Origin of the sequence: Brevundimonas sp. SL130 (genome assembly GCF_026625805.1) — a bacterium.
GTDB lineage: Bacteria > Pseudomonadota > Alphaproteobacteria > Caulobacterales > Caulobacteraceae > Brevundimonas.
The window spans coordinates 2,745,654-2,769,842 of the sequence record NZ_CP113064.1 but is presented as its reverse complement, the minus strand read 5'-3'; the positions used below and the strand labels follow the sequence as shown (position 1 = coordinate 2,769,842).

Sequence of the window (24,189 nt, the reverse complement as noted above, 5' to 3'; positions counted from 1 at the left end):
CTTGAGAAGGCGGGGCGCAACGCCTATCTTGTCAGACGGCGGGTCCTGCTGCGGCCCTCGTCGAAGGCATACATTTCCTCGCGACCTTAATTCACTCAAAGGGATCTGTCCCTGTCCGGGCTCGAGGGCCTGGGCATATGGAGCCCACCTGGCTACCCAGGTTCGAGAGGATTTAAACGCCCTTCACGGTTCTTGCGGCGCCGCCAACTTCTTTCTTTTTTGTCGCTACCGCTCGCCGCGCGGCGGCTCGCTGCTTGAGCGAGTCCGGCATACGAGGTGCATGGTCTCTGTGCGGGACCGGATGGGGGGTGTAAGCCCGCGTCATGACCCTTGAGAAGCATGAACTCCGGTCGGCCGCCCGCGCGCGGCGCAAGGGTCTGGCCGAGGCCGATCCGATGGCGGCCCAACGCGCCGCCGATCATGCCGAGGCCCTGCCGCCCGGGCAGGTCGTCGCGCTTTACAGCGCCATGGGGTCCGAGATGAACACCGAGGCCCTGGCGGTGGCGCTGGAGGCGGCGGGGCGGCGGCTGTGTCTGCCGGTGGTGCTGGAGCGGGACGCGCCAATGATCTTTCGCGCCTGGTCGCCGGGCGAGCCGCTGGAGACGGACGCCGCCGGATGCCCCGCGCCCCTGCCGCTGGCGGCGGTGGTGGAGCCGGATCTGATCATCACGCCCCTGCTGGCCTTTGATGCGGCCGGCGGGCGGCTGGGGCAGGGCGGCGGGTTTTACGACCGCACCTTTGCGGCGCGCCCCGAGGTGATCCGGGTCGGCTTCGCCTATGCGGGACAGGCGGTCGAGGTTCTGACGCTGGAGGCGCATGACATGGGGCTGCACGGGGTGCTGACCGAGGCGGGGTATCGGGCCTTCTGAGGGATATGTCGTTGACATATCCGTCGATGCGGCGGATATGTCGGTCATGTCAGGACCGCTGAAAGCCACGGTGTTCAAGTCGAACCGCTCGCAGGCGGTGCGTTTGCCCAAGGCCGTCGCCTTTCCTGACGACGTCAAGGAGTTGCGGGTGATCAAGGAAGGCAAAGGCCTTCTGCTCTTGCCCGCAAACGCCGTTTGGGACGACTTTTTCGACCGGCCGGGCATCGATATCGGAGAGCCCGCCGATCCGGTGGACGACAGCGTCGTTTTGTTCGACTGATGCTTGAGACCATGCTGGACACCAGCGTGTGCGTGCGCGCGCTGCGAGACCGTTCGGGCCTGCTTCGCTCGCACTTCAGATCGAGCGCCGACCGGCTTTGCCTTTCGACGATCGCCCTGATGGAGTTGTTTTACGGCGTAAGCCTGTCGTCGCGCCCGGATCACCACAAGGTCGAGGTCGAGGACTTTGTTCAGCGGCTGGTGCTGTTGGATTTCGACGATGAGGCGGCGGCCCATGCCGCCGACATCAAGACCTATCTAAAGAGAGCCGGAACCCCCATCGGCGCTCATGACACCCTGATCGCAGGCCACGCGCGCAGTCGCGGCCTGCTCTTGCTGACCGGCAACCTGGGTGAGTTTCAACGCGTTCCCGGCCTGCGTTGCCAGGACTGGACGGAGTCTCTGACTTGAGACTGGCATTTTTCGGCGACGTCATCGGCAAGTCCGGCCGTGACGGGATCAGCGATCATCTTCCGGGCCTGAAGCGCGACCTGAAGCTGGACTTCGTGGTGATCAATGCGGAGAACGCCGCCGGCGGTTTCGGCATCACCGAGAACACGGCGCGCGAGCTGTTCATGGCGGGCGCGGACTGCCTGACCCTGGGCAATCACTCGTGGGATCAGCGCGAGGCCCTGACCTATATCGTGCGCGAGCCGCGGCTGATCCGGCCGGCCAACTATCCGCGCCTGATGGATGCGCCGGGGGCCGGCGCCAATCTGTTCGAGACCGACAGCGGCCGCACCGTCCTGGTGATGAATGTGCTGGGCCGGGTGCATATGGACCCGATGGACGATCCGTTCGGCGCGGTGGAGCGCGAGCTGGCGGCGGCGCCCCTGGGGGCTGTGGCCGACGCCGTGATCGTGGACATGCACTGCGAGGCGACCAGCGAGAAGATGGCCATGGGCCATTTCTGCGACGGGCGCGCCAGCCTGGTGGTCGGCACCCATACCCACGTCCCGACCGCCGACTGCCAGATCCTGCCCGGCGGCACGGCCTATCAGACCGACGCGGGGGGCTGCTGCGACTATGACAGCGTCATCGGCAACGAGAAGGAAGAGCCGCTGCGCCGCTTCACCACCCGGATCTCGGGCGGGCGGTACATGCCGGCCTCGGGGCCGGCGACGATTTGCGGCGTGTTCGTCGAGACCGACGACAAGACGGGGCTGGCGACGCGGGTCGAGCCGATCCGGGTGGGCGGGCGGCTGTCGCAGGCGGTGCCGGTTCTCTGATCGGCAAGGGAGTGTCGTCAGCGACTTGATCGCCTGCCGGTCTCCGGCAGGGCTGTCGGCGTGCGCCATTGAACCTGGATTGCCGGCGCTCGAGACCTGTGTGGGGCACGGCATATGCACTTGAGTGCATATGCCTTGTGTGTCATATAGGGGCATGGCTTGGACCGTCCAGTTCCACCCCGATTTTGAGGCGGAGTTCCTTCAACTGGACCCCGCCGTTCAGATTGAAATCATTGCCGGCGTGGCCCTGCTGGAAACGGTCGGTCCAGGGCTCAAACGGCCTCATGCCGATACGCTGAGCGGGTCAAGACTGAAGAACCTGAAAGAGTATCGGTTCAAGGCGGACAATGGAGTTTGGCGCGTGGCCTATGCGTTTGATCCCAAGAGGAAGGCTATCTTGCTCTGCGGCGGCGATAAATCGGGCGTGAGCAAAGCGCGGTTTTATGACGGGCTGATCGCCAAGGCCGAAGAACGCTATGCCCAACATTTGGAGACGATCAAATGACGAAACCTGCGATCCCCGCTCACGAAGTCTTCGCCAAATTGCCGAAGGACGTCCGCGAAGCCGGCGAGGTCCGTGGTCGCGAACTGGTGCAAGAATACACGCTGCGTCAGGTCCGCGAGGCCGTCAGCCTCACTCAAGCCGCCGTCGCCAAGGCGGCCAGCACGACACAGGATCAGGTTTCGAAGATCGAGCGCCGGGATGATCTGATGGTGTCCACGCTGGAAAAGCACATCGCAGCCCTGGGCGGAAAGCTGAGGATTTCGGTCGATATCCCCGGCCTCGCGCCCATCCCGCTAAGCCTTAAGGGGGGGAAGCCTGTGGTCACGTCTGCCCCGCGCCGGAGCCGGAAAGCCGGCGCAGCCTGATCGCGTCAAGACAGGAATAGAGAAGGCTACCAGGCTGCCGTGATGATGCGGGGTCATCACGCCGTCGTCAGCGTGTTCGAACCGGCCTCGACCACCAGGGTCTGACGAGTCGTCAGCACGCCCGAGCGGTCGGACACCTTGTCGAGCACCTTGAACTGGGTGGTCCAGAGGCTCGGCGTGGCCTCGCAGACCAGATAGCCGCGCTGGGTGTTGCGGAACTTGAGCTGGGGGTTGGCCGAGAGGAAGCGGTCATAGTCGGCGCCGCGGTCCGAGCCGTCGCCGCCGGAGCTGATCGAGGTGCCGACGAACTCGACCGCGATGGGGGAGCCCTCGGGCTGGCTGCCGTCCAGCCACAGGCCGCCGGCGTAGTTCTGATGCTCGTCGCCGGTCAGGACCACGACATTGTCGATGCGCTGGTCACGGATGTGGCGCAGCAGACGGTTGCGGGGCACGCGATAGCCGGCCCAGCTGTCGGTGTTGATCCCCTGGCCGCCCGAGGTGTTGCGGTTCAGATCCATCATCATGATCTGCTGGGCCAGGGCCTTCCAGCGGGCTTTCGAACGGTCGAGGTTGGTCAGCAGCCAGGCTTCCTGGGCGTCGCCCAGCACCTGGGCCGCCGTGGCCTCTATGCCCGGGCAGGTGGAGTTGAACCGGTCGTTGCAGGGCTGGTCCGTGCGGTACTGGCGGGTGTCGAGGAAGGCGATGTCCAGCAGGTCGCCGTACTGGGCGCGTCGATAGGCCTGCATGGCCACGCCGCGCGGGAAGGCCGACTTCCGCATCGGCATGAACTCGTAAAAGGCCTGCATGGCGGCGGCGCGGCGCAGGTCGAAGATTTCGGGCGGGACGCCCTCTTGGTCGATGTCGCCGACCCAGTTGTTGTCGACCTCATGGTCGTCATAGGTGCAGAACCAGGCGGCCGAGGCGCGCGAGGCCTGTAGGTCCGCATCCATGGTGTATTGCGAGTAGCGGCGGCGGTAGTCGTCGAGGCTGTAGATTTCGCCGCCCAGGTGGACGCGGGTGTTGTCCTGGGGGCCGGCGCCGGACTGATAGATGGGGTTGCCCCGGCCTTCGTAGATGTAGTCGCCGTAGCAGAAGATGAAGTCGAGATCCTCGTCCGCCATCTTGCGGTGGGCGGTGTAGTAGCCGCTCTCATAGGCCTGGCAGCCGGCGACGCCGAAGCGGACGGCCGAGACGGAAACGCCGGGGGCGGTCTTGGCGCGACCGACGGCGCTGCGTTCGGTCCCGCACTGGAAACGGTAGAAATAGGGGCGGGCGGGCTCGAGCCCCTCGACCTCGACGTGGACGGAGTGGCCCAGTTCGGGGCGGGCGATCGCTTCGCCCGAACGGACGACGGTGTTGAAGCCGCGGTCGGCGGCGACCTCCCATTTCACGGCGACGGGCGCCCGGGGCATGCCGGAACCATAGGCGACCGGGTCGGGGGCGAGGCGCGTCCAGATGACGAAGCCGTCGGGCAGGGGATCGCCGGCCGTCACGCCCAACCGGAAGGGGTTGGTGTCGAAGACGGCCTGGGCCAGGGCGGGGCCGGTGGGCGACAGGGCCAGGCCTCCACCGAAGGCGGCCAGCATCGAACGGCGCGAGAGGGCGAGCGTGGTCATTGAAACATCCCTGGACTGAGCTTCGCCTCTATCGCCCCGATGTGACAGATTTTCCAGTCGGATCGGCCAGAGGCGGGGGCGTTGCGTCGTGCGTCAGGCGGCGGTTCGGCGTCGGGCCAGGACGACGGCGTTTCGGATCTGCGCCAGTTCGGCGGCGCGTTGTCGCGGCGTATGGGCGTCCATCACATGGCGCTGTCCCGCGCGGGCCAGGGCGAGGCGTTCGTCGGGGTTGCGGATCAGACGCTCCATCGCCTCGGTCAGGCTTTCGGGGGTGACCGCATCGACATAGAGGGCGTAGTCGCCGCTAGCCTCGCGCAGGCCGCCCCGGCCGGACGAGATCAGGGCCGCGCCCGCCGCCTGGGCCTCGATGGCGGTCAGGCCGAAGGGCTCGTCCCAGACCGAGGGGGTCAGGGCGATGGCGGCGGTCTTCATCTGTTCGCGCACCTGAGACAGGGGGGCGGAACGCAGGACGGCGACACGCGCGCCGAAACGTTCGAGCGGGGCGAGGTGCGGCGCGGCCCAGGCGGCGTGCCTGTCCCAGTCGTTCAACATCAGAACCGCCCGCCAGTCGGGGTGGGCGTCGAGCACGGCGGGCAGGGCGGCGCAAAGGACGTCCAGCCCCTTTTCCAGCATGGCGCGGCCGGCGAAGGCGATGACCGGCTGACGATCTTCCGGCGGGGCGAACCAGGCGTCCGCATCGATGGCGTTGGGCAGGGCGTGGGCGCGGTCGGCGAGGCGGGGATAGGTGCGGGCGAAGGCGTCCCGCTCGGCGACGCTGACGAAGACTAGGCCGTCCATCCGGCCGAAGCGCGCGGCGTAGCGCCAGCGGTCGAACAGATGACGCGCCGGCTTCAGAGCATTGTGCCGGTACAGCAGGTGGGCCGTGCCGGGGAAACGCGACGAGACGGCGAGCGCCTGTTTGACCTGCTGGTGGTGTTCGATCAGGTCGGGGGCGAAGTCTTTGAGGGCGGCGATCAGCGCCTGTGGGCGACCCTGGCGCGGCAAGGCGACGACGTTCGGCGCATTGTGGTCCTCGGCGCCCTGGCTGCAAAACACCCGCGTCTCGTGCGCCGGGTCGGACGTCAGCAGGGTGCGGACAACCGTCTCCATCGAGTTGGGCTGAGCTTCGGAAAAGAGGCAGCCGGGGGGCAGGAGGACGGCGGTGCGCAAGGGATGATCCGACGAGAGATTCGCCGCCTATAGGCGGTTTGTGTCGCGTCCGCGATGGGTTTGTAACGGCGGGCCGGTCGTCGTTACAGTCAGCGTCGTCAAAGTCAGGGTCGGCTTCAGGGTCGGCGGGCGCGCAGTCGAAGGCGCATGGGGTCGCGGCTGCGCAGGGTGATCTGGTGGACCGGACGGGGCTCGACCGTGGTCAGGGCCTCGACCTCGGCGACGCGCAGGATGGAGGCCAGGGCGATCATCGCCTCCTGGATGGCGAAGGCGGCGCCGATGCAGACCCTGGGGCCGGCGCTGAAGGGGATGTAGGCGTAGCGGTCGATGGACTTGCGGTTCTGGGGCAGGAAACGTTCCGGCTTGAAGGCGTCGGGGTCGTCCCACAGCAGGCTGTGGCGTTGCAGGATCCAGGGGGAGATGATGACGGTGGCGCCGGCCTTGATCGGCTGGCCGCCGATCTCGTCGTCGGCCAGGGCCTTGCGCGCCATGGTCGGGGCGGGCGGGAACAGACGCATGGTCTCGTCCAGCACGGCGCGGGTCCAGGGCAGGGCGTCGGCCCATTTGGGATCTGAGACGTCGAAGGCGTCGGCCTCGGCTTGCAGGCGGGCCAGGTATTCGGGCTGGCGGGACAGCAGGTGCAGGGTCCAGCCCAGGGCGCGGGCGGTGGTCTCGTGCCCCGCCAGGATGAAGGTCAGGATATTGGCGGCGACCTCTTCGTCCGACAGGCCCATTCCCTGTGAAGTGGGTCCGCCGTTTTCGTCGCGGGCGAGTAACAGGGCGCTGAGCAGGTCGTCGGGGGCGTCGGCGTTCGCTTCGATCCGGGCGCGGCGGGCCTCGACCAGTGTGGTGACGCGCTGTTCGAAGAAGCGGGCCGAGCGGAAACTGGCCAGACGGCCCAGGCGCGGGGCCCAGTCCGGGGCGCCCAGCACGTCCAGCGGATCGATGCGGGCGCCATTGGCCAGGAACTGGTTCAGGGCGCGCTCGAACCCGCGCGCCTCGCCGCCCAGTTCGTCGGAGAACATGGTGGCGGACAGGATGTCGAAGGTCAGGCCGGACATCTCGGAATCGATATCCAGCACCCGGCCGCGCGCGGACAGGGACCAGCCGGCGACGCGGGCCTGGCAGACCTCGGCCATGCGGCCGTTCAGGGTGGCCATCTTGGCGGGGGTGAACAGGGGGGCCAGGATGCGGCGGGCGCGACGCCAGACCTCGCCCTCGGTCAGCAGCAGGCCCTCGGCCAGCATGGGGCCCAGGACGCGGCGTTGCAGGTCGCCCTTCACATAGTTGGCGGCGTTCTCGGTCAGGACGTGACGGACCCCCTCGGGGTGGCTGACGACCAGGATTTCGCCGAAAGCCGAATTGCCGTGCAGTTGCGGCTCGGTGAAATGCCGCTCGGACCACATGCGGATCGGGTCGCGCCAGCTGATCCACAGGAAGGGCAGCAGCGCCAAGGGGCCGCCCGTGCGACGGGGCGGGACGGCGGGGCGGAAGATGGCGTCGGCGGTCGTCGCGTCCATAAGACGCTCCCTGTGCAAATCGCCCGTCAGCCGGGCGCATCGTCCCTAAAACGCGCGATCTGGTGCATGCGTTCATGAAGCATAGTGGACCAGCACGACGTCAACGAGAAGGCGACGCCCTGCCGATGGCGCCGAGCAGTCGCGCCATATCCTCAGCACTCAAATCCTTCGAGCCCTGGCCTGAGGCGGCGGGCTTCAAAACCGGGGCCGCCGGCGCCGCTTCACCCGATTGAGCGGCTCTGCGCTTTTCGCGTCGCTCGAACAGAAAGCGTTGAAGACCCCAGACAAGGTGAGGCGTCCACGGTTGGCCGCAGGCGGTTGTCTTCCGCAATTTGTTCAGAAGGCCGGCGATCTCGTTGGGCCGGGTGAAGCCGTTCTTGAAACAGGCGCGGAGCCACGGATCGAACTCATCCAGAAACGCCTCTTTGGATAGACCGCGAAAACTGAAGTGCTTCAGTTCGTCTCTCGTGATCTGTGAAGGCTTGGACGGCGTCCGTGCGGCAGGCCGCCCCGGCTTCCGCTCGGCAAGACGTCCCGTCGGCGCAGTTTTGGAACCGGGAGAACGCGCCCGTTTTCCGCCGCCGGGATAGGATCCCTTAGCCAAGTTCAGTTCGCCTTAGGGGCGGTGGGCGACCAGGTCTTCATTTCGGCGATCTCACGCGTTCGAGTGTCGATGACCATCTGGGCCATGCGCCGGATTTCCGGATCGCGGCTGTCGCGCAGGGCGACCCGGGCTGTGGCGACGGCGCTTTCGTGGTCGGCGATCATCTTAGCGACATAGGCCTGATCCGCAGTCTGATCCGCGGTCTGGGCCGCTGCCTGCATTTCGGCCGTGGTGCGGGTCGCCGCCGCCTGGTTGGCGGCCGACGCTTCACGCAGCGCCTGCTGCACCGGATCGCCGCCGCCGTCGCAGGCCCCTAGCACGAGGAGCAACGCGATCGGCGGGGCGGTGCGGATCATGCGGCGTCGCCGAGCCAGGCCGGCATCCAGCCTTCGTGCCATTCACGCAGATGGGCGACGGGGATGCTGAACAGGGGGCCATCGGAGCCGTTGGCGGAGAATACGTCGCCGCCGGCCTGGCCGACCACAAGGTAATCGACGCCAGCGGCATTGAACTTGGCGTCAAGAGTATCGAGCTGATCGCCGCTGACCGCGACAAGATAGCGGGCCTGATCTTCACCAAAGAAGAAGGCGTGGTCGGGGATGTCGCCCTGAATTCCGAGCGTCACGCCGACGTCGGAGGCCAGGACCAGGTCGGCGGCGGCGCCGATCAGGCCGCCGTCGGACAGGTCGTGAACCACGGTCAGGTCGCCGGCCTCGATCAGGTCGCGCACGAAGTCGCCGGTCTTCTTTTCCAGCTTCAGATCGACGGGCGGCGGGGCGCCGTCCTCGCGGCCCAGAACCTCGCGCAGATAGATGGAGGCGCCCAGTTCGCCGACGGTCTGGCCGATCAGGACCAGGGTATCCCCGGCCGCCATGGTCGAGAAGTTGGTCACGACGTCATAGTTGGGCAGCAGGCCCACGGCGCCCACGGTCGGGGTGGGCGGAATGGCGACGCCGTTGGTCTCGTTATACAGGCTGACGTTGCCGGAGACGACCGGGAAGGCCAGTTCGCGGCAGGCCTCGGCCATGCCGTCGATGGCGCGGACGATCTGGCCCATGATCTCGGGGCGCTGCGGATTGCCGAAGTTCAGATTGTCGGTGATGGCGATGGGGCGCGAGCCGACGGCGGTCAGGTTGCGCCAGGCCTCGGCCACGGCTTGTTTGCCGCCCTCATAGGGGTCGTTCTGGACGTAGCGGGGGGTGCAGTCGCTGGTCACGGCCAGACCCTTGTCCGTGCCGTGGACGCGAACCACGCCGGCGTCGGCGCCGGTGGCCGAGTCCTGCAGCGTGTCGGCCATGACGTGGCGGTCGTACTGTTCCCAGATCCAGCGCTTGGAGGCCATGTCGGGGCAGGCGATCACCTTCATCACCGCATCGGCCCAGTTTTCGGGCGCGGGGATGTCGGCGGGGTTCAGCTTGGGCTGGAGCTCCGGCTGGATCCAGGGGCGGTCGTACAGGGGGGCGTCGTCGAACAGGGGCGCCAGGGGCACGTCGCAGACCGTCTCGCCGTGATGCTTCAGCACCAGACGGCCGGTGTCGGTGGTGACGCCGATGGTGGCGGCGTCCAGGCCCCATTTCTTGAAGATGCGCTCGCCGTCGGCCTCGCGGCCCGGCTTCAGGACCGCCAGCATCCGCTCCTGGCTTTCCGACAGCATCATCTCATAGGCGGTCATGCCCTCTTCGCGCTGGGGCACGGCGTCCATGTTCAGCTCGATGCCGACGCCGCCCTTGCCGGCCATTTCGACCGAAGAGGAGGTCAGGCCGGCCGCGCCCATGTCCTGGATGGCGGCGACGGCGCCCGAGGCCATCAGTTCGAGGGTGGCCTCAATCAGCAGTTTCTCGGCGAAAGGATCGCCGACCTGGACGGTGGGGCGTTTCGATTCCGACTCGTCGTCGAACTCGGCCGAGGACATGGTCGCGCCGTGGATGCCGTCGCGGCCGGTCTTGGAGCCGAAATAGACGACCGACAGGCCCGCCGAGGGGGCGGCCGAATAGAAGATGCTGTCAGCCTTGGCCAGGCCCACGCACATGGCGTTGACCAGGATGTTGCCGTTGTAGCCGGCGTGGAAATTGGTCTCGCCCGCCACGGTCGGCACGCCGACGCAGTTGCCGTAGCCGCCGATGCCCGAGACCACGCCCTTGACCAGGCGTTTGGTCTTCTCGTGCGACGGGTCGCCGAAGCGCAGGGCGTTCAGCAGGGCCACCGGGCGGGCGCCCATGGTGAAGACGTCGCGCATGATGCCGCCCACGCCCGTCGCCGCGCCCTGATAGGGTTCGATATAGGAGGGGTGGTTGTGGCTCTCCATCTTGAAGATGCAGGCGTCGCCGTCGTCGATGTCGATCACCCCGGCGTTCTCACCGGGGCCGCAGATGACGCGGTCGCCGGTGGTGGGGAACTTGCCCAGGTGGATCTTGGAGGATTTGTACGAGCAGTGCTCGGACCACATGACCGAGAAGACGCCCAGTTCGACATGGTTGGGCTCGCGGCCCAGCCGGTCGAGGACGACCTGATATTCATTCGGGGCCAGGCCGTATTCGGCGGCCAGTTCGGCCATCGTCTTGGCGGGGGTCTTCTGGGGAGCGCTCATGGCGGGGGCTTCTAGCCGGTGATGGGCCGATAGGCTATATTCTAGACAGCATTTTGGGAGTTCTAGAATGGGCCTCAGCATCAAGCGCGCCGAGACGGAGCGCAAGGCGCGCGCCGTCGCCGAGCGGATGGGGGTCAGTCTGACCGAGGCCATCGACATCGCCCTGGACAAGACCTGGAAGGAGCTGACCGCTGACGAGGCGGCGGCGGAGCGGGCGAGCAAGCGCGAGGCGCTGTTCGCCTATCTGCGGACCCTGCCGCCCGGCGACGGCCGCTCTCTTCAGGAAATCGACGACGAGATGTACGACGAGCACGGCCTGCCGCGCTGATGGTCATCGACACCTCCGCCTTCGTCGCCATTGTTCTGAGAGAGCTGGAAGCGGCGGCGTTCGATGAGCGGATTCGCTCGGCGACGACGCGCCGGGTCAGTGTCGCGACCTGGGTCGAACTGGCGGCGGTGCTGACGTCCCGGCTCGGCCTGGACGCCCGTCCCGTGCTCGATCGTCTTGAAGAGGAGTACCGGCTGGACCTGGTCCCCGTCGATCAGGCGCAGATGCGGATCGCGTGCGAGGCCATGGTGCGGTTCGGCAAGGGGCGGCATCCGGCGCGGCTGAACTACGGCGACTGTTTCGCCTATGCGCTGAGCCTGAGCAGCGGCGAACCGCTGCTGTTCAAGGGCGACGACTTTTCGAAGACGGACGTGGCGATCACGATCTGAGTAGGGGGAACGTCCAGGGGCTGGGCGTCATTTCGTGTGTAGTCCACACGGAGCTTTCGTCATGACCCACAGGCCCATCGACCCCGCCACCCGTCAGCAGGTGGACCGGTCCAACGATCCCGACACGATGCGTGAACTGGACAAGGCCGCGCCCGAGCAGGCCATGATCAGCCGCCGCCAGCGGCTGACCGGACAGGCGACCGGGATCGGCAGCGTCGGCTTTCAGGAGACCGGGGCGTTCGACGTCGGCGATGGCGACCACCCTGCGACCGACACGCCCGCCAAGGGGTCTTAGCGCTCGACCCCCGGCTTCAGGCGGAAGGCTAGCAGCACGCCGCCGACCAGCAGGACGACGGCTGCGGCCAGGGCGGTGAAGGCGACTGCGGGCTTGCCCGTCTGTTCGGCGACGAAGGCGCCCAGCAGGCCCCAGGCCGTCGGCAGGGGATAGGCGATGGTCCGCAGGCGGGCGGTCACGGCCAGGGCGGCGCCGGTGGTCACGATGATGGCCAGGATGGCCCAGGCGCTGGGCGACAGGGCCTCGGGCAGGGCCTGGAAGGCGGTCAGGGTGGTGATCAGGTTCAGGGGCGCGGCCACCGTCAGCCAGCCCGCGAGCGCGGCCAAGGGCCAGACCAGCAGCAGCCGGTCGCGATCCGTTCGGCTGAGCCCCCGGATGGAGCCGGAATAGGCCAGAAGCGGGGCGAGCAGGGCGATCAGCGAAGCGAAGATGACGATGACGCTGGCCGCCTTCAGGTTCAGGGCGGCGACGACGATCCACATGCCGATGCCGAAGAAGGCGACGGCCGACGGCCAGCCCATCCGGGTGATCAGGGGGCTCTCGCCCGTCTGGGGCAGGGCCTGGCGCACGGCGTAGGCCATGAGGCCCAGATAGATCAGGCCCCAGATCGAAAAGGCATAGCCGGCGACGCGCAGGGTGGAGTTTCCATCGGCCGCGAACTCGGCCTGGGTCAGGCCCAGACCGGCCAGATTCTGCACCATAGGCACGACCAGGGCGAAGACGGCGGCGGCCAGAACGACCAGACGGCGGGTCCGCTGGGCGGGTGTGGGGCGGAGGATCGAGGACATGGGGGTTCCGATACGGCGACGTACTGATTGAGTGTACGCGTTGGAGGGGCGGAAGGTTCAACGTAAAGCGTGAAATGTGAAGCTTGCCCCAAGGCGGAACCAGAGTCCCGGCGACCGGTTGTCAGATCAGCATGAACCGGAGACCGTCATGGCGGACCAAAACGACGACACCCCACGCTTTGAAACCGACGAGGTCGAAGCCAACCACGCCATAGAACAGGGCCAGGGCGTGGGCGCCCGAGAACTGGCGGCGCAGCGCGATCCGGGCGGCGTGGTGACGCTCGACGAGGACGAAGCGCTGGAGAACGGACGGTCGGCGCGCCCGGAGTGATCGGACAGGCAATGTCGTTCCTTGACGCAGGTTCGGTGATTGTCGTTCATGTGATCCATGAACTCAGACGCCCCCGTCGCTCTGGAGACGCTTCTTCAGCACGCCCTGTCCGCCCGCGCGGGCGGAGATTCCGGGGCGGCGCTCGCGGCGGCGGAGCGGGTTCTTCAGGTCGATGCACGCCATGTTCTGGGCGCCATTCTCAAGGCCGACGCCCTGGCCGCGCGGGGCGATGCGCGTTCCGCCTCGACCTTTTACGGTGCGGCGCTGGCCGGCGCGCGGCAGCGGGGCGCTGATCCCGCGCTGAGGGACGAGTTGCGGCGGGCCCAGCAGGCGCTGGCGGATATGAAACGCCGGTTTGAAGACGACCTGCTGGCCGGAGTGAAGGCGCGAGGCTTTGATGAGGCGCGCTCCAGTGCGCGATTCGCCCTGTCGCTGGACCTGCTGACCGGGCGAAAGCCCCTGTATCACCAGCAGCCGAAATTCTATCTGTTTCCGGGCCTGCCGCAGGTCCAGTTCCAGCCGCGCGCCGACACGACCTGGCTGGCGGAGATCGAGGCGGCTGCGCCCGCGATCCGCGCCGAGCTGGAGGCGGTGCTGGCCGAACCGAGCCTGTTCGCCCCCTATGTGGAGGATCGATCCAACCGGCCGCGCAGCGGCCAGGCGGGCATGCTGGAAAATCCGTCCTGGAGCGCCGTCTTCCTGTGGAAGGACGGGGTGGTGGTTCCCGAGATCGCCGCGCGTTGTCCGCAGACCTTGAAGGCGCTGGAGGCGGCGCCGCTGAGCATTATTCCGGGGCGGTCGCCGTCGATCCTGTTCTCGAAACTGGCGGCGGGGGCGCGGATTCCGGCGCATCACGGGCTGATCAATACCCGCCTGATCTGTCACCTGCCGCTGGTGGCGCCCCCGGGGTCGTGGTTCCGGGTGGGATCGGATGTCCGTCAGTGGGAGGAAGGCCAGGCCTGGGCCTTCGACGACACGATCGAGCATGAGGCCTGGAACGACAGTGATCAGGATCGCACCATCCTGATCTTCGACGTCTGGAAACCCGAGATCACCGAGGAGGAGCGCGGGCTGATCTGCGCCCTGTTCGACGCCATCGACGCCGGGGGCGGGGCGACGCCGAAGCTGGGAAGCTGAAAGGGGTCAGTCCAGCCCGAACTCGACCCACAGCGGATAGTGGTCGCTCATCCGCCACGACAGCTGGGTGCGGGTCAGATGGGGCAGGACCACGCCCTGGAAGTTGAGACCGCCCGACTTGCGGAACTTCAGCGACAGATAGGGTCTGCCGTCCTTGCGCCGCTCGAACCAGGCGATCTGGTCGAAGAAGCTGGCCAGATCGGGTTTTTCGACCGAGGAACTGAGGGTGCGCGGCACTTTTTCCAGACCGGGGGCGGTGACCAGGCCGGTCGAGGTGAAGGCCTGCCACAGCGGATCGCCGTGGCGGTCGATGTTGAAGTCGCCCATACAGATCAGGTTCTGGCCGTAGTCGTCCATCGACTCGGCCCAGTGGCGCAGCCATTTGGCGATGGCGGTCAGTTCGGCGACGCGGTCCGCGCCCTTTTCGCCATAGACGATGTGCAGGGTGACGAGGACGAAGGTCTTGCCGCCGGCGTTGAAACTGACGGCGTAGGGGGTGCGGACGAACTGGCGCTGGAAGGCGTTGGCAGGGGTGGCGAAGGGGGTGTTCAGGTCTTCCGGCACCACCAGTTCGCAGGCCAGGCCCGAGGGCTTCAGTCGTCGATTGTCGTAGATGTAGGCCAGGCGTTCGTCATTGCCGGGGTCGCCGTAGGTGACGTCCGTCATCAGGAAGCCGAAGTCGGGCCCCAGCTTCTTCAGCACATGACGCAAGGCGCGCAGATTGGCCTTCACCTCCTGCACGGCGATGACGTCGAACCGCTCGAGCACCGCGGCGATCAGGACGGCCGCGTGGAAATCGCGGCGCGGGCTGTCGCCGTCCTCGCTTTCCCATTTCTCCGTCAGGCTGCCGAACCCCCGGATGTTCCAGGTGGCCATCAGCAGATTGTCGCCGGCCGTCTTGGGCGGCACGGCGTCGAGCAGGGCGTTCAGCCGCTTGAGGTCGTCAAGCACGGCCTGAGGCAGTGGGTCGAGAATAGTCGCCATGATCGCCCCCGAGACGCCGATGCATCTTCAGGTTAGCGCAGATCACGATTATCGCGTGTCACAAACTCGAGAGAACGGTGGACTCCGAAACCGGCGACGGGGACGGAAAGATCCGTCAGCGCTCCATTTTGAAGATCACGGAGAAGCGGATCATGAGGCCGGCGAGCGGGGTTCCCGTCGCCGCCGCTTCGTCGGTCAGTTTGATCCGGGCGCGCGGCAAGGAACGTTCGACGGAACGGCCCAGGTTATAGCCTGCGGGCTGCTCGCTTTCCGTCTGGCATTCGTTAAGCCCGCCAAGCGCATCGACGACGCAGGACAGGACGACATAGCCCTCTGTAGGGCTTCGGCCGTTGACCGAGTCGGGGAAGGTCGGTCGGGGCAAGGTTTGCCAGCTCACGCTGCTCGGCAATCCGTCCTGGCCATTGCCCTCGATTTCATCCGACCGAGCTTCGCGCGGATCCACCATCGGACGTCCACACGCGGTCAAGGTCTGTTCGATGGCTGTGCTGGATGGATTCAGCTCCATGACGTAGCGCGTCCGTGGCGACTTGGAGGTCGCTGGGACGATGACCTGAAGCTTGCCGCCCTTGGCCAGGTCGCGGGCGACGACGGCCGGGATCCGGCTGAAGGCCGTGTCGCGTTGTGTGCCCACCGTCCAGACGGAGGTGAAGGGTTCCTCCTGATCGCCCGCTTGAATGCCGAGCTCGCGCGACAGGGCGCGACTGGGCGCTTCCGGCAGGCCGGTGATCAGGACGTCGTAGACGCCGTCGACGCAACGCGCGGCGATGGTCAGACCGGACGTGAAGTCGATCATGGCGATCGTCGCCTTTTGCGCGGGCACTGATGTGAAAGCCCAGTCCTCTCCCTGGGGTGCGCCTTCCTGAGCCAGTGCAGGCGTCGCGGCGGCGAGAGCTATGAAAACGGCGGTGAATCGAAGGAGGCTGCGCATTCTGCAAATGCGCACTAACTCCAGATTGCCGTCAAGCTGCCGCGTAGATGCTCTGGAACAGAATCGCGCCGTCGGCGGAGCCGAGTTCGGCCTCGAAGGCGCGGTCGGGGTGGGGCATCATGCCCAGGACGTTGCCGCGCGCATTCTGGATGCCGGCGATGTCGTTGACCGAGCCGTTGGGGTTCTCGACATAGCGGAAGACCACCTGGCCCTCGCCCTCGATCCGGGCCAGGGTTTCGGCGTCGGCGAAGAAGTTACCGTCGCCATTGCCCTGGGTCATGACCACCTCGCGCTGGCCCTGATAGCCTGCGGTGAAGCGGGTCTGGCCGTTGGCGACGGTCAGGGCGATGGGCTTGCAGACGTATTTCAGCCCCTTGTTGCGCAGCAGGGCGCCGGGCAGCATTCCGGCCTCGCACAGGATCTGGAAGCCGTTGCAGATGCCGACCACGGCGACGCCGTCGTCCGCGGCCTTCTTGACCGCCTGCATCACCGGCGACTGGGCCGCCATGGCGCCGCAGCGCAGATAGTCGCCGTAGGAGAAGCCGCCGGGAATGACGATCAGGTCCAGGCCCGAGGGCAGTTCGGTCTCGGCATGCCAGACCATCGAGACGGGCTCGCCAGTGGAGCGTTCGACGGCGACCTTGCAGTCGCGATCACAGTTGGAACCGGGGAAGACGATGACGGCTGCGCTCATGGCGCGGCCCTCTAGCATCGTTTTCGGGAAATGTCAGTGCGCGGGTTTAAGAAGTCCGAGGCGGGTCTCGATCCGATCCAGTCGCTTGCCGTGGTCGCCCAGGGTCGCGCAGATGTTGCTGATGTCCTGCTGGACGCCCATCACATGGCTGCGAACGGCCTGAACTTCGAATTTCACTTCCCGTATGTCGGTGCGCAGACGCCCAACATCCAATTGGATCGACTTCAGCACTTCGTAGATCGGTGCGCTGGTCACGTCGGTCATGACCCGTTCTTACCAGAATGGCGCGACCGGCGAAACGCTCAGATCGAGGCCCTAACGCGCGCCCGACCCGCCAGCCAGGCGATCACGAAGATTGAAAACCCGCCCAGGGACAGGCCGACGCCGAGCCAGCCGGTCGAAGCCCAGCCGTCGCCGGCGGCTATGGGCCTGCCCCTGGATCAACCGCCTCAGCCCCGGTTTTCGTAGGTCGCCGTGATGGCGGCCTTGGCCAGGGTGTGGAAATACAGGTTGAAGCCGAAGACGGCGCCGGAATCGTCGGCGGTGACGTCCAGCCGGTCGACGTCCACGGCGAAGACGGTGAAGATATAGCGGTGCGGACCGTGGCCGGGGGGCGGGGCGGCGCCGCCGAAGCCGGCCTGGCCGTAGTCCGTGCGCCCCTGGACGGCGCTGAGCGGCAGGTGTCCGCCGGGCGAGCCCGCGCCGGTCGCCAGCTCGGTCACGTCGGCGGGCAGGTTGGCGACGGTCCAGTGCCAGAAGCCCGAGCCGGTCGGGGCATCGGGATCATAGCAGGTGACGGCGAAGCTCTTGGTTCCTTCGGGCGCGCCGGACCAGGCGAGGTGGGGCGAGGTGTTTCCCTTGGCGTGGACCTGGGCGTCGGCCAGGACGCCGCCGTTCTGGATGTCGTCGGAAGTGAGGGTGAAGGTCATGGGGGCGCTCCGATAGGGAGGCCAAACCTAATCATCCTGATCCCGAACGGAAAGCTCAGCCCTCGTTCGTCGACAGCTGCCCGCTGGGGGTCAGAAGCACGGGTTTGCCGGATCCCGGCGGGACCGTCGAAGGCCAGCGGAAGCCCAGGAGCCGGTTCTTGGCGATGCGGGCCACGCTGACGGCGTTCGACTGATTGCCGCCCAGGACGTGATAGGCCTCATCGTCCTGGCCCACGTAGAAGGCGACGTGGCCCAGCCAGCCTTTGAGGGCGCCGCGATAGAAGACGGCGACGGCCCCGGCCTGTCCGGTGGTCTGGACGCCGAACTTCAACCAGTTGCGGGCGGAGAGGGGATTGTTCGGCAGGGGTTCGGCGCTCAGGGTCGAGCCGATGCAGTGGGCGACGAACAGGCCGCACCAGGGGACATCATCGCGCCTGTAAGGAATCCCCAGGCGCGACGCCCATTGCAGAATATTCGGGTTGTCGGAAGTTCCCGGCGCTTCCTTGGTGCCGAGCAGGCGCCAGGCCGCCTGGAACCAGACCAGCGACGGGTCGATCAGAGGATTGGTCACCGTGGCGTCCAGCCCCAAGGCCGCAGCCGTGCGCGGGCCGACTATGCCATCGACCTTCAGGCCCTTGCTGGCCTGAAAGGCGCGAACCGCAGCAGTGGTGCGCGCCCCCCATACGCCGTCGATTGGACCGGGATCGAAACCCCGGGCGCTCAGGGCCTTTTGGATGTCGGTGAACGTCACGCGGGTTCCCCCAAATATTGGGAGAACATTGGTCGGCAGCTGGATTTATGTCAACCTCACGTCGCCACTCTTCAACTTGCGGCGGTGCTGGTCGATCTCGTGTCAGGCCGCCTCGATGCGGTAGCCTTCGATCACCGTATTCGCCAGGAGCTGCTCGCACATCTTCTTGGCCTCGGCCTGGGGATCTTCGGCGCCGGCGAGGTCGAACTCGATCAGCTTGCCGACGCGGGCGTTCGACACGCCCGACCAGCCCAGCCCTTGCAGGGCGCCTTCGACGGCCTTGCCCTGAACGTCCAGGACGCCGGGCTTGAGGAAGACGTGAACCTTGATTTTGGCCATCAGCCATTGCCTTTCATGAAGGGAGTGAAGTCGGACCAGTTCTCGACGCGGAAGCCGCGAACGTCCTTCACGCATTGGGGGAACCAGGGCAGAGCCTTGAGGGCGGTCATGGCCAGGGTCAGATTAGCGAGGTCGGGGATCTCAGTGAGATAGACGCTCTGTTGGACGCGGTGGAAGTCATAGCGTTTCAGGGTCCGTTCGATCTCGCGATACGCCTGCCTCACCCCGGCGGGATGGATGGCGGTCGTCTCGTTGAGGTCCAGATCGAAGGATATCGCGAACATCAGGCCAGGGGGTCGTTTTCGGCGTCGGCCAGCGGATAGTCGAAGGCCTCGTCACTGTCGATCATACAGGCCCTGACGCGGTCTCCGACGATGGCGGTCACCTCGTATATTGGGCCGAGGCCAGCGATGCGGCGAAAGCGGCTGGTTCCGGCCAGATCAATGGCCCGCCGGAACTCGCCGCCTTCTTCCGCGACTCCCGTCATCAGTGCAGGCCGCCCTGAATCACCGTCGGCATGCCCTTCATGATGCCCAGGCGACGCGCGACTTCGGTGTAGCTTTCGATGACATTGCCCAGATCGCGGCGGAAGCGGTCCTTGTCCATCTTCTCGCCGGTGGTGGAATCCCAAAGGCGGCAGGAGTCCGGGCTGATTTCGTCGGCCAGGATGACGCGGCTGAAGTCGTTTTCCCAGATGCGGCCGAACTCGATCTTGAAGTCCACCAGGGTGATGCCGACGGCGCCGAACATGCCCGACAGATAGTCGTTCACCCGAACCGTCATCGCCAGGATGTCGTCCAGTTCCTGGGTCGAGGCCCAGTTGAAGGCGGTGATATGCTCTTCGGTGACCATCGGGTCGTTGAGCTCGTCCTTCTTGTAGTAGAATTCGATGATCGAGCGGGGCAGCGGCGTGCCTTCCTCGATGCCCAGACGCTGGCTCATCGAGCCGGCGACGATGTTGCGGCAGACGACTTCCAGCGGAATGATCTCGACTTCGCGGATCAGCTGCTCGCGCAGGTTCAGACGTTTGATGAAGTGGTTGGTCACGCCGATGCCGTTCAGGCGCGACATGATGAATTCGCTGATCTGGTTGTTGACCACGCCCTTGCCTTCGAGGACCGCCTTTTTCTGCGCGTTGAACGCGGTGGCGTCGTCCTTGAAGTACTGGATCAGGGTGCCGGGCTCAGGTCCTTCGTACAGGATCTTGGCCTTGCCTTCGTAAATCTTCTTGCGCTTGCTGTTCATAATCCGGTCCCGGCTTACGGGCGCCCTCCAGAAACAAAAATCGCGCGGCCATGGTGGAAAGGGGAAGACCCGGTCCTGGCGGCGCGTTTCGGAATCGTTCGGGCAGTCAATCTCGTTCGCGGTCTCCTTAGCTTAAGGCGGCTCTCGATACAAATAAGGCCGGGCCGTAAACCCGAGATCGGCGACTGACGCGACGGAAGTCATGTTGCGTTCAGGCGCGGGCGGGCTATAGACGCCCTAGTCCCTGAGTGAGGGGCGTGCGGAGCTATGCTGGCGACATGACCACCTTCGACGATCGGGAAAAGGCCTTCGAGGCCAAGTTCGCCCTCGATCAGGAGCAGGAATTCAAGGCCATCGCCCGGCGCAACAAGATGTTGGGCCACTGGGCGGCCGAGAAAATGGGCCTGTCGGCCGAAAGCAGCGACCAGTACGCCGCCGCCATCGTGCGCGCCGACATGGAGCAGCCGGGCGACGAGGACGTGTTCCGCAAGGTCGCCGGCGACTTCAAGGCCTCGGGCCTGGCGGTGTCAGAAGGCGAAATCCGCTCCAAGATCGACGAACTGGCCTCCATCGCCCGCGAGCAGATTCGCGCCGGCGAATAAGGTCTGGCCTTCGGGTCAGTTGAGAATTCGAAAGGGCCGCACCCGGGGGAAAGTGCGGCCCTTTCTTTTTTGCCGGGGACGTTGGGGGATGTCTGACCCGGCTTACGGTGCGTCTCGCGCCCTTGAAGAACACGGAGCGGGGGATTTGGTTTCAGCCCGTTCCGAACAGAACGAAATTATTTTTTAGGGCGTCAGCACCGTGTCGATCACGTGGACCATGCCGTTCGACTGGGCCACGTCGGCCTGGGTGATGGTGGACGCGCCGCCCTTGGCGTCGGTGATGACCCAGGTGTTGTTCGGGCCGGCCGCGACCTTCAATTCCTCGCCCTGAACCGTCTCCAGGGTGGCGGTCCCGCCGTTGGCCTGGGCCTGGCCCGCGTTGTGGCGGCCGCGACAAGGTTACGTTCGATTTCACCTAAAGGATGCATGCGGCGTGACAAGAGGACGCAGCTTGACCATTCAGTCTTCGAAGACGACGGTCTTTGTGCCGTGCAGCAAAACGCGGTCCTCGAGATGTCTTCGGACCGCGCGAGCTAGGACGCGTCGTTCGATATCACGACCCTTACGGATCAAATCTTCCGGCGTGTCGCGGTGGCTGATCCGTTCGACATCCTGTTCGATGATCGGGCCTTCGTCCAGGTCGGGGGTGACGTAGTGGGCGGTGGCGCCGATCACCTTTACCCCGCGGGCATGGGCCTGGTGATAGGGGCGGGCGCCTTTGAAGCCGGGCAGGAAGGAGTGGTGGATATTGATGCAACGGCCCTCGAGCCGCCGGCTGAGGTCGTCGGACAGGATCTGCATATAGCGCGCCAGCACGACCAGTTCGGTGCCTGTGGATTCGATCAGGCGCAGCAGTTCGGCCTCCTGCGCCGGCTTGTCGGCGGCGCTGACGGGCAGATGATGGAAGGGCAGGTCGCCCAGATCGACATGGCCGATCATGTCTCGCGGATGGTTGGAGACGACGGCCGTGACGTCCATGGGCAGTTCGTCGATCCGCCAGCGGTAAAGCAGGTCCGCCAGACAGTGATCGAATTTTGACGTCAGGATCATCACCTTGCGCGGCTCGGGCCCACGCAAGGTCCAGTCCATTGCGAACTGGTCGGCCAGAGGGGCGAAGGCGTCATGGATCGCGCCTTGTGGATCGCCGTCGGCCGGCTCGAACACCACGCGCATGAAGAAGGTGGCGCTGGAGGCGTCGCCGAACTGTTGGGCGTCCGAGATATTGGCGTCCCGCTCCAGCAGGAAGGCGGACACGGCCGCCACTATGCCGTGGCGGTCGGGGCAGGAAAGGGTCAGGATCATCAGGCGGCAGGCTTATCCAGGAGAAACTTCCCGAGTATGGCCCAGCTCGCCGCCTTTGCCGACAAGGATATTGCATGGGCGGGGCTGGAGGACGGCAGGTCGACCAAGGCAAGGCCGTCGAGGTCGGACAGGATGCGCCGACCCAGCCCGGCCGCCAGCTTGCCGTTGAAGGCGACCGCGCGCAGTTGGGGCAGGCCTTTGATCAGGCCGCGCAGGTCGGCGGCCTCGGGTGAGCGGATGGCGGCGTCCAGACTGCCGGACCGTTCGGCCGAGGCGATCACGTCCCACAGGCCGACGCCGCGCGCCTTCAACCGTTCCAGCCGATCCGCATAGGGCAGGGCGGTCAGGGCTTCGTCCAGCACGCCGCCGATCAGGGGCCAGAAGCCGTTGCGCGGATGGGCGTAATACTGCGCCGCCTTCAGCGAGGCGTCGCCGGGCAGGCTGCCGAGGATCAGCAGGCGGGTGGCGGCGTTGATAACGGGGGGGAAGGCGCTCTTGGTCATTCCCGTCTTGCGGCGTCCCTATAGACGCGGCTGTGCTCTCGCTTGCCCACGGCGACGACCGTCACTGTTATTTTGGCGTCTTCGACCTTGTAGACGAGCCGAAATCCCGCGTCCCGCAGCTTGATCTTGTAATGGTCGCGCATGCCGTGAAGCGCATCCTTCGGAACACGCGGATGTTCCAGCCTCTCGGCCAACTTCTTCTTGAACTGGCTGCGGACGGGCGCGCCCAGTTTCTCCCACTCCTTCAGTGCGGAGGGGAGGAACTGAAGATCAAAGGGCATCGAGCGAGACGCGCACCGGCGTCTCGTCCTGCCGCTGGCGGATGGTCTCGATCAGCGAAAGGTCGTCCAGACGTTCGACCATCGCCTCATAGGCGGCGGCGGGGACCATATAGGCCATGACCCGATTGTGGTTCAGCACGGCCACGGTCTGGCCCGCCGCGTCGTCCATGACGGCGCTGGGGCTCTTCTTCAGGTCAGACACGCTGACCGCGACCGAGGCTTCGACCCGTTGCATGGCGATACAGTACGAAAATCGGTGCGATTTTCAATCCTGAATATCAGTCTCCGAACACCCGTTTGAACACCACGTCCACGTTCTTGGTGTGATAGCCGAGGTCGAACAGGGCCTCGAGCTGTTCGTGGGGCAGGGTGACGCGCTCGTCGGCCTTGAGGAAGTCCAGGAACACGCCTTCGCCGCGCCAGACCTTCATGGCGTTCTCCTGCACGGCGGCATAGGCGGCCTCGCGCGAGATGCCCGCCTGGGTCAGGGCCAGCATGACGCGCTGCGAATGCACCAGACCGCCCAGGCGGTCGATGTTGGCCTGCATGTTCTCGGGATAGACGTTCAGCCGCTCGACGACGTTGGCCAGGCGGTGCAGGGCGAAGTCCAGGTGGATGGTGGCGTCGGGGCCGATGCCGCGCTCGACCGACGAATGGCTGATGTCCCGCTCATGCCACAGGGCGACGTTTTCCATCGCCGGGGTGACGGCCGAACGGACCAGACGGGCCAGGCCGGTCAGGTTCTCGGTCAGGATCGGGTTGCGCTTGTGCGGCATGGCCGACGAGCCCTTCTGGCCCTTGTCGAAGAACTCTTCCGCTTCCAGCACCTCGGTGCGTTGCAGGTGGCGGATCTCGACGGCCAGGCGCTCGACCGAGCTGGCGACGACGCCCAGGGCGGCGAAGAAGGCGGCGTGGCGGTCGCGCGGGATGACCTGGGTCGAGACCGGCTCGACCTGAAGCCCCATCTTGTCGGCCACATATTGTTCGACGGCCGGATCGACGTTGGCGAAGGTGCCGACGGCGCCCGAGATGGCGCAGGTGGCGATTTCTTCCTTGGCGGTGATCAGGCGGCGTTTGGCGCGCTGGAACTCGGCGTGAGAGCCGGCCAGCTTCAGGCCGAAGGTGACGGGCTCGGCGTGGATGCCGTGCGAACGCCCGACGGTCGGGGTGTATTTATGCTCCTTGGCGCGGGTCTCCAGCGCCGCCAGGACACGATCGACGCCGTCAATCAGCAGGTCCGACGACCGGGCCAGCTGGACTGCGAAACAGGTGTCCAGCACGTCCGACGAGGTCATGCCCTGGTGCAGGAAGCGGGCCTCGTCGCCGACGATCTCGGCCACATGGGTCAGGAAGGCGATGACGTCGTGCTTGGTGGTGCGTTCGATCTCGTCGATGCGGTCGGCGTCAAAGCTCGCGTCCTTGCCCTTGGCCCAGATGGCGTCGGCCGCATCCTGGGGGATGACGCCGAGCTCGGCCATCTTGGTCGCCGCATGGGCCTCGATCTCGAACCAGATCTTGTATTTGGTCTCTTGCGACCAGATGGCGGCGGCGGCGGGGCGGGAATAGCGGGTGATCATGGGGCGGTCGTGTCGGTCCGG

General features: G+C 66.2%; 33 protein-coding genes, 1 other RNA gene and 1 pseudogene. 13 read left to right on the top strand and 22 right to left on the bottom strand.

Annotation, left to right across the window (positions count from 1 at the left end; all coding sequences use genetic code 11):
- Positions 1–42 precede the first annotated feature (42 nt).
- The 7 genes from ssrS (at position 43) to OU998_RS13580 (ending at position 3,247) form a co-directional block, all read left to right on the top strand.
- Positions 43–205: non-coding RNA, 6S RNA (gene ssrS / locus OU998_RS13610), on the top strand.
- Positions 206–323: 118 nt separating this feature from the next.
- Complete coding sequence (locus OU998_RS13605) at positions 324–869, top strand: 5-formyltetrahydrofolate cyclo-ligase (RefSeq protein WP_267514183.1); 546 nt, start codon at positions 324–326, stop codon at positions 867–869.
- Between the two features lie 37 nt (positions 870–906).
- A complete protein-coding gene (gene vapB, locus OU998_RS13600; RefSeq protein WP_267514182.1) occupies positions 907–1,149 on the top strand; it encodes a type II toxin-antitoxin system VapB family antitoxin in 243 nt (80 codons plus the stop codon).
- Between the two features lie 11 nt (positions 1,150–1,160).
- Complete coding sequence (locus tag OU998_RS13595; RefSeq protein ID WP_267514181.1) at positions 1,161–1,559, top strand: PIN domain-containing protein; 399 nt, start codon at positions 1,161–1,163, stop codon at positions 1,557–1,559.
- A complete protein-coding gene (locus OU998_RS13590) occupies positions 1,556–2,377 on the top strand; it encodes a TIGR00282 family metallophosphoesterase (RefSeq protein ID WP_271163517.1) in 822 nt (273 codons plus the stop codon). Before OU998_RS13595 ends, OU998_RS13590 begins: the two co-directional genes overlap by 4 nt.
- A gap of 154 nt (positions 2,378–2,531) precedes the next feature.
- Entirely contained in the window at positions 2,532–2,882 is a 351-nt protein-coding gene (locus OU998_RS13585) for a type II toxin-antitoxin system RelE/ParE family toxin (RefSeq protein ID WP_267514180.1), read from the top strand.
- On the top strand, positions 2,879–3,247 hold the full coding sequence (locus OU998_RS13580) for a helix-turn-helix domain-containing protein (RefSeq protein WP_267514179.1): 369 nt from the start codon (positions 2,879–2,881) through the stop codon (positions 3,245–3,247). The genes OU998_RS13585 and OU998_RS13580 overlap by 4 nt, the downstream gene beginning before the upstream one ends.
- Before the next feature lie 56 nt (positions 3,248–3,303).
- Here OU998_RS13580 and OU998_RS13575 read toward each other — a convergent pair whose 3' ends face one another.
- The 5 genes from OU998_RS13575 to purL form a co-directional block, all read right to left on the bottom strand.
- Positions 3,304–4,863, bottom strand: coding sequence for an alkaline phosphatase D family protein (locus OU998_RS13575; RefSeq protein WP_267514178.1), 1,560 nt, complete (start codon positions 4,861–4,863; stop codon positions 3,304–3,306).
- Between the two features lie 93 nt (positions 4,864–4,956).
- Positions 4,957–6,033, bottom strand: a complete 1,077-nt coding sequence (locus tag OU998_RS13570) for a glycosyltransferase family 4 protein (protein ID WP_267514177.1) — start codon at positions 6,031–6,033, stop codon at positions 4,957–4,959.
- Between the two features lie 116 nt (positions 6,034–6,149).
- A complete protein-coding gene (locus OU998_RS13565; RefSeq protein ID WP_267514176.1) occupies positions 6,150–7,553 on the bottom strand; it encodes a cytochrome P450 in 1,404 nt (467 codons plus the stop codon).
- A gap of 606 nt (positions 7,554–8,159) precedes the next feature.
- The gene (locus OU998_RS13560; RefSeq protein ID WP_267514175.1) at positions 8,160–8,513 is read right to left on the bottom strand and encodes a DUF305 domain-containing protein; all 354 of its coding nucleotides are present in this window, start codon (positions 8,511–8,513) and stop codon (positions 8,160–8,162) included.
- A complete protein-coding gene (gene purL / locus OU998_RS13555) occupies positions 8,510–10,744 on the bottom strand; it encodes a phosphoribosylformylglycinamidine synthase subunit PurL (RefSeq protein ID WP_267514174.1) in 2,235 nt (744 codons plus the stop codon). The genes OU998_RS13560 and purL overlap by 4 nt, the downstream gene beginning before the upstream one ends.
- A 67-nt stretch (positions 10,745–10,811) precedes the next feature.
- Between purL and OU998_RS13550 the strand changes: the two genes are divergently transcribed.
- From OU998_RS13550 to OU998_RS13540, 3 genes are all read left to right on the top strand, one after another.
- A complete protein-coding gene (locus OU998_RS13550; protein WP_267514173.1) occupies positions 10,812–11,072 on the top strand; it encodes a type II toxin-antitoxin system VapB family antitoxin in 261 nt (86 codons plus the stop codon).
- On the top strand, positions 11,072–11,461 hold the full coding sequence (locus tag OU998_RS13545; protein ID WP_267514172.1) for a type II toxin-antitoxin system VapC family toxin: 390 nt from the start codon (positions 11,072–11,074) through the stop codon (positions 11,459–11,461). Before OU998_RS13550 ends, OU998_RS13545 begins: the two co-directional genes overlap by 1 nt.
- 61 nt (positions 11,462–11,522) lie before the next feature.
- Positions 11,523–11,756: a Tat pathway signal protein gene (locus OU998_RS13540; RefSeq protein ID WP_267514171.1), complete on the top strand. Its 234-nt coding sequence runs from the start codon at positions 11,523–11,525 to the stop codon at positions 11,754–11,756.
- Here the strand turns inward: OU998_RS13540 and OU998_RS13535 are convergent.
- Positions 11,753–12,544 carry a hypothetical protein gene (locus OU998_RS13535; protein ID WP_267514170.1) on the bottom strand — a complete coding sequence of 264 codons (792 nt, stop codon included), beginning with the start codon at positions 12,542–12,544 and terminating at the stop codon, positions 11,753–11,755. The genes OU998_RS13540 and OU998_RS13535 overlap by 4 nt on opposite strands.
- A gap of 148 nt (positions 12,545–12,692) precedes the next feature.
- Here OU998_RS13535 and OU998_RS13530 point away from each other — a divergent pair, with 148 nt between their 5' ends.
- Both OU998_RS13530 and OU998_RS13525 read left to right on the top strand, forming a co-directional pair.
- Positions 12,693–12,875 (top strand): hypothetical protein, encoded by a 183-nt coding sequence (locus OU998_RS13530; protein WP_267514169.1) that lies wholly within the window; start codon positions 12,693–12,695, stop codon positions 12,873–12,875.
- A gap of 57 nt (positions 12,876–12,932) precedes the next feature.
- On the top strand, positions 12,933–14,012 hold the full coding sequence (locus tag OU998_RS13525; protein WP_267514168.1) for an aspartyl/asparaginyl beta-hydroxylase domain-containing protein: 1,080 nt from the start codon (positions 12,933–12,935) through the stop codon (positions 14,010–14,012).
- Positions 14,013–14,018: 6 nt separating this feature from the next.
- Here OU998_RS13525 and OU998_RS13520 read toward each other — a convergent pair whose 3' ends face one another.
- The 10 genes from OU998_RS13520 to purC all read right to left on the bottom strand — a co-directional run bounded on the left by OU998_RS13520 (position 14,019) and on the right by purC (position 19,903).
- Positions 14,019–14,996 (bottom strand): endonuclease/exonuclease/phosphatase family protein, encoded by a 978-nt coding sequence (locus OU998_RS13520; protein WP_267514167.1) that lies wholly within the window; start codon positions 14,994–14,996, stop codon positions 14,019–14,021.
- A 115-nt stretch (positions 14,997–15,111) separates the two neighbouring features.
- A complete protein-coding gene (locus tag OU998_RS13515; protein WP_267514166.1) occupies positions 15,112–15,810 on the bottom strand; it encodes a hypothetical protein in 699 nt (232 codons plus the stop codon).
- A 166-nt stretch (positions 15,811–15,976) separates the two neighbouring features.
- Complete coding sequence (gene purQ, locus OU998_RS13510) at positions 15,977–16,639, bottom strand: phosphoribosylformylglycinamidine synthase subunit PurQ (RefSeq protein WP_267514165.1); 663 nt, start codon at positions 16,637–16,639, stop codon at positions 15,977–15,979.
- Between the two features lie 33 nt (positions 16,640–16,672).
- Positions 16,673–16,903 carry a hypothetical protein gene (locus OU998_RS13505; RefSeq protein WP_267514164.1) on the bottom strand — a complete coding sequence of 77 codons (231 nt, stop codon included), beginning with the start codon at positions 16,901–16,903 and terminating at the stop codon, positions 16,673–16,675.
- A gap of 185 nt (positions 16,904–17,088) precedes the next feature.
- The gene (locus OU998_RS13500; RefSeq protein WP_267514163.1) at positions 17,089–17,568 is read right to left on the bottom strand and encodes a YbhB/YbcL family Raf kinase inhibitor-like protein; all 480 of its coding nucleotides are present in this window, start codon (positions 17,566–17,568) and stop codon (positions 17,089–17,091) included.
- 55 nt (positions 17,569–17,623) lie between these two features.
- Entirely contained in the window at positions 17,624–18,319 is a 696-nt protein-coding gene (locus tag OU998_RS13495; RefSeq protein WP_267514162.1) for a TIGR02594 family protein, read from the bottom strand.
- Positions 18,320–18,421: 102 nt separating this feature from the next.
- Positions 18,422–18,658, bottom strand: a complete 237-nt coding sequence (purS, locus tag OU998_RS13490) for a phosphoribosylformylglycinamidine synthase subunit PurS (protein ID WP_267514161.1) — start codon at positions 18,656–18,658, stop codon at positions 18,422–18,424.
- Positions 18,658–18,942, bottom strand: a complete 285-nt coding sequence (locus OU998_RS13485; protein WP_054766402.1) for a hypothetical protein — start codon at positions 18,940–18,942, stop codon at positions 18,658–18,660. Before OU998_RS13485 ends, purS begins: the two co-directional genes overlap by 1 nt.
- Positions 18,942–19,145: a hypothetical protein gene (locus OU998_RS13480; protein WP_267514159.1), complete on the bottom strand. Its 204-nt coding sequence runs from the start codon at positions 19,143–19,145 to the stop codon at positions 18,942–18,944. Before OU998_RS13480 ends, OU998_RS13485 begins: the two co-directional genes overlap by 1 nt.
- Positions 19,145–19,903, bottom strand: a complete 759-nt coding sequence (purC, locus tag OU998_RS13475; protein WP_183196008.1) for a phosphoribosylaminoimidazolesuccinocarboxamide synthase — start codon at positions 19,901–19,903, stop codon at positions 19,145–19,147. The genes OU998_RS13480 and purC overlap by 1 nt, the downstream gene beginning before the upstream one ends.
- A gap of 278 nt (positions 19,904–20,181) precedes the next feature.
- Here purC and OU998_RS13470 point away from each other — a divergent pair, with 278 nt between their 5' ends.
- The gene (locus OU998_RS13470) at positions 20,182–20,505 is read left to right on the top strand and encodes a DUF1476 domain-containing protein (protein ID WP_267514156.1); all 324 of its coding nucleotides are present in this window, start codon (positions 20,182–20,184) and stop codon (positions 20,503–20,505) included.
- Between the two features lie 183 nt (positions 20,506–20,688).
- On the opposite strand, the pseudogene OU998_RS13465 reads toward OU998_RS13470, so the two are convergent.
- The 6 genes and pseudogenes from OU998_RS13465 to purB form a co-directional block, all read right to left on the bottom strand.
- Positions 20,689–20,877, bottom strand: a pseudogene (locus OU998_RS13465) (fasciclin domain-containing protein); the annotation flags it as partial.
- A gap of 87 nt (positions 20,878–20,964) precedes the next feature.
- A complete protein-coding gene (gene purU / locus OU998_RS13460) occupies positions 20,965–21,807 on the bottom strand; it encodes a formyltetrahydrofolate deformylase (RefSeq protein WP_267514155.1) in 843 nt (280 codons plus the stop codon).
- Entirely contained in the window at positions 21,807–22,310 is a 504-nt protein-coding gene (locus OU998_RS13455; protein ID WP_267514154.1) for a DNA-deoxyinosine glycosylase, read from the bottom strand. Before OU998_RS13455 ends, purU begins: the two co-directional genes overlap by 1 nt.
- On the bottom strand, positions 22,307–22,591 hold the full coding sequence (locus OU998_RS13450; protein WP_267514153.1) for a type II toxin-antitoxin system RelE family toxin: 285 nt from the start codon (positions 22,589–22,591) through the stop codon (positions 22,307–22,309). Before OU998_RS13450 ends, OU998_RS13455 begins: the two co-directional genes overlap by 4 nt.
- Positions 22,581–22,826 (bottom strand): type II toxin-antitoxin system Phd/YefM family antitoxin, encoded by a 246-nt coding sequence (locus tag OU998_RS13445; protein WP_267514151.1) that lies wholly within the window; start codon positions 22,824–22,826, stop codon positions 22,581–22,583. Before OU998_RS13445 ends, OU998_RS13450 begins: the two co-directional genes overlap by 11 nt.
- A gap of 43 nt (positions 22,827–22,869) precedes the next feature.
- A complete protein-coding gene (gene purB / locus OU998_RS13440) occupies positions 22,870–24,168 on the bottom strand; it encodes an adenylosuccinate lyase (protein WP_267514150.1) in 1,299 nt (432 codons plus the stop codon).
- Positions 24,169–24,189 lie beyond the last annotated feature (21 nt).